We start from the raw sequence: 3,756 nt of genomic DNA, 5'->3' as shown, positions 1-3,756 counted from the left end.
GTTAGTCTTCCAAGCTTGTCATATTCATAATTTACTTCACTTGAATCAGGATATATTATTGATTGTTTTTCTCCTGTAGGTGAATATGAATACTTAGTTACTCTATTTTCAAAGTCTGTAACCTTTAGTATTCTTCCTAAAGGATCTAGGTCAAATTTATTTGTTCCATTCCAATCCTTCATTTCTACTAGCTGTCCTACAGAATTGTATTTGAATTCAACTTGTTTTTTATTATCATAATCTATTTTCTTTAATAGATTCATTGGGTCGTATTCATAATCTGTTTCATATCCATCTTTATCTGTTACTGATATTAGATTTCTATTTCCATCATATTCATATATTTCTACTTTTCCTTCTGCATCCTTTACATTTGTAACTAGTCCTCTTTTATCGTATGTAAATAAAGTTGGCTCAAAATCTACACCGTCGTATTTATCATATACAGCATCAAATACTGTTTTTGAATCATCTTGATATACAGAGCTAATTACTGTTTCTTCTTTTTCATACACACTTTGTATTACTGTTTCATTTATATCTACTGCTCTATATTTATGTATTTGTGTTAGATTGTCTACTGAGTCATATACATAGTCTGTTTTATGTGGAGGGGCAGGTAATTTTATTAAAATAAAAAAAACCTTCAGAGGTATATATTCCTCTTAAAGTTTTCTAGTATACTGTATTAGATTATAATAGTATATCTCTACTTACTGGATTTCTTAAAATTTGCCTAGCTTTCTTTTCCCTTAGTCTAACTTTAAAACTATTGTGATGCATATTTAATAGTAGCATGATATTTCTTAGTAATTTAGTCAATATCATTAGAGTTTTTATACTCATCTTCTTTATCAATATTTTGGGTACTATTATTGCTATAGTACTTTTTCTCTTGAACTTTAAACCATATATACTACTAATAAAACTACTGTTATTATGGATACTCCTACTATAGTTGTAAGTGTTCTTACCTCACCATATTCAAATCCTTTTTTATCAAAAAAAATACTTATTACAACCATTAATATTCCAAATAATGTGATTGCAAGATATATAATTTTATTCATTAAAACACCCCTTCTTATAATATGACTTTTAATTATATCCTTTAGACAAATTATTTGTTTTTTCTATAGATTCTTTATAGTTAATATTAATTTGTTTTATCTTTTTGATGTATTCTATCTTGATTTCATCAATCTTCTTAAGTTCAGTTAATTTATCTACATCCCAACTAACTAAAACCTCATCATAGGTTGTGGTGTAAAACTATAAATTATACAAAATACCCATCAAATTTATCTTCCGTTTTATAAATCTATTGTCTTGTTCTATAATATTATTTAAATACTTAACTTGCCTTATTCTTGGGTTCTGGTGCAAAATTATAATTTGTAAAAAATGCCTATCGAATTTAATATTTCCTTATGCCTTAACTCTCATAATTTTATTTATGAATTCAATTTCAGAAAGGACACATTGAATTTCTTCAACCTGCCCTTTCCTAATCATGTTCATTGCTTCGATTCCACAAATAGTTTTTTCTGCTGTTTCAAAACTATGGAATCCTAAGATATTATTTATCTTCTGCTTTATAAACCTATGGTCTTGTTCTATAATATTATTTAAATACTTAACTTGCCTTATACTTGTTCTACAATCTATATCTCCTTTATACATAAGTTCTGGTATACCTACCTGATATGTTTGATTTTTATCTACCGTTATCACCCTTGGTTGTTGATTATGACTAGATTCTAAAGCTTTCTTGAAAAATTTCTTTACAGCTTTTTTATTTCTTTTTTCACTAAGATAAAAATCAATTGTATTTCCTTTTGAATCGACTACTCTATATAAATATTTCTATTTTCTCTTAACTTTAATATATGTTTCATCTACTCTCCATGAATCATTTGTTTCTTTTAAATGGTTTCTTATTTTCTCATCAATAATTGGAGAATATTCATGCACCCATCTCACACATAAAAGAATAATTTCTGATTCATAGTGCTTCCATTTAAATAGATTTTGTGACATAATTTTTTCTCCAATTCATGTTTTTTGAAATCATTATATCACTATTCTACTTTTTGCACCAGAACCTTCTTGTTCACAGTCTTTTAAAACTCTGCTTTCTGATGTGTTAACGTTGATTTTTAATATAGTTCTTTTAAATGATGTATTTATAGCATATGTTATCCACTAAAAAATAATAAACTAGCCTACTCAATTTCAGCTAGTTCATTTCATCTTTTCACTACATTATTTAGATTATGCAGTATTTTCACTTATAACTTTCCATAGTTTTACTATTACTATATATAATTATAGTTTTTTGCAGTTAATATAATAATATTTTTGAATCAAGTTACACAATGTTATTTATTAATTTTGTATTTTTTCTTCAACATACTAAATAATTCATTAATATGACTCTTCTCTTGAACTTGATTATATAATTTAATAGTTAGACGCATATTTAATACCTTTATTTAACTCAAATAATATTTCCTCAATATTTGTACTATCATCATCATACCATGAATAAATTAACTTTGATGTGTTATCCACAATAGCAACTACCTCAAGTGATACATATCTATATGGTGCAAAGTCAGGTTGATTAATATCTATTTCCGCCATGCAATTATTAAAATCAAATACAGCAGAGTAACTATCACTATTATTTACTACCTCTACATTAATTCTTTCTTCTGCAAATCTGCTTTTATTATCCTCTATCCACTTAATTATTTCTGTCCTTATTTTATTAAACAAGATATCATTATTATTCATGCTAATTTCCTCCTAGTATTTTTATATTTTTTACTTTAGGCATTTCTGTAATTGGAGGCAATCCTTTTTTCTGATTTAATCTGTCAGTTAAAGAACCCGGACCTGGGATTTGTGACCAACCTTCTTTACCTGCTTGAAGAACAGAATTGACATCAACATCAAACTCTACATAAATAGAGCCTTTTGGTGCTGATGGAAATGCACTAATATCAGCTGGGTTAGCAACATAGGTTTTGTTTCCATTTAGCGACATTTGCACTCTACTGGTTTCTAACATTTTGTCATATTCAGCCTGTGACATCCATCTTCCTACTCTTGTCGTTTCAGCTTGTGTAACCCCCTTAGCTATAAGATTACCCCCTATATTATCTCCTGCTACAGGTTGATCAAGTTTAGCCTTCCCTTTATTCAAATTGTTATAATTATAAGCGTTTTCTCCTAATTTAACTAATTCATATCCAGACATATATAAAGCCGTTGTATTAACTGCTCTATCTATTTGTGTTTCAATATACTCAGATTTTGTCCTAACTAGTTGTGGGTTAGCTTCTAAAAATTCTTCAAATGTCATCCTATCTGGATTATTGTAATTGGCTTGTACGTACCTAGAATACTTATTTGTTGCTTCTAAATCAAATACATACCTGTTCTTAGTTGGTTCTTTATTACCTTCATTTACATTTAAGCCACAACTCCAATTTGAATTATTATTAGTTTTGTTATTTACAACTTCTTTAGTAACTTTATTTATAGTATTTACTTTTGGTTGATTTTTTCTATTAGTTTTTGTACTATTATTAGGTTTAGGTTTAGGTTTAGGTTTAGGTTTAGGTTTTTTAATTGTTTTTTTTACTGGCGCTTGCTTTGGTATAGATGATTTCTTTCCTGAGTTGAAATCTTTAACCATTTGTAATGTTTTTTCTCTATTTTTTGTACCTGTTGCTATTTTATTTTTGT

4 protein-coding genes and 1 pseudogene are annotated in these 3,756 nt (G+C 27.5%); all 5 read right to left on the bottom strand.

Annotated features, from left to right (window positions below):
- Positions 1 to 515: RHS repeat domain-containing protein (locus tag Tmeso_RS15670; RefSeq protein WP_145993177.1), on the bottom strand; the 515-nt coding region annotated here is incomplete at its 3' end.
- A 387-nt stretch (positions 516 to 902) separates the two neighbouring features.
- Positions 903 to 1,070 (bottom strand): hypothetical protein, encoded by a 168-nt coding sequence (locus Tmeso_RS16640; RefSeq protein ID WP_187296413.1) that lies wholly within the window; start codon positions 1,068 to 1,070, stop codon positions 903 to 905.
- Positions 1,071 to 1,428: 358 nt separating this feature from the next.
- Positions 1,429 to 2,043, bottom strand: a pseudogene (locus Tmeso_RS15665) (IS6 family transposase).
- Positions 2,044 to 2,463: 420 nt separating this feature from the next.
- Complete coding sequence (locus Tmeso_RS16755; protein ID WP_207653866.1) at positions 2,464 to 2,799, bottom strand: hypothetical protein; 336 nt, start codon at positions 2,797 to 2,799, stop codon at positions 2,464 to 2,466.
- A 1-nt stretch (position 2,800) separates the two neighbouring features.
- The coding region (locus Tmeso_RS16635; RefSeq protein ID WP_456300382.1) for a TreTu family toxin at positions 2,801 to 3,756 on the bottom strand (956 nt) is incomplete at its 5' end.

This window comes from Tepidibacter mesophilus, assembly GCF_002724055.1.
Taxonomy (GTDB): Bacteria; Bacillota; Clostridia; order Peptostreptococcales; family Peptostreptococcaceae; genus Tepidibacter_A; species Tepidibacter_A mesophilus.
The sequence above is the reverse complement of the archived record's forward strand: the minus strand, read 5'-3'. Positions and strand labels throughout refer to the sequence as shown.

Bases quoted from the DNA above. Each gene is read 5' to 3' on its own strand.
- Tmeso_RS16640 (WP_187296413.1), bottom strand. From the start codon at position 1,070: ATGAATAAAATTATATATCTTGCAATCACATTATTTGGAATATTAATG.
- Tmeso_RS16755 (WP_207653866.1), bottom strand. From the start codon at position 2,799: ATGAATAATAATGATATCTTGTTTAATAAAATAAGGACAGAAATAATT.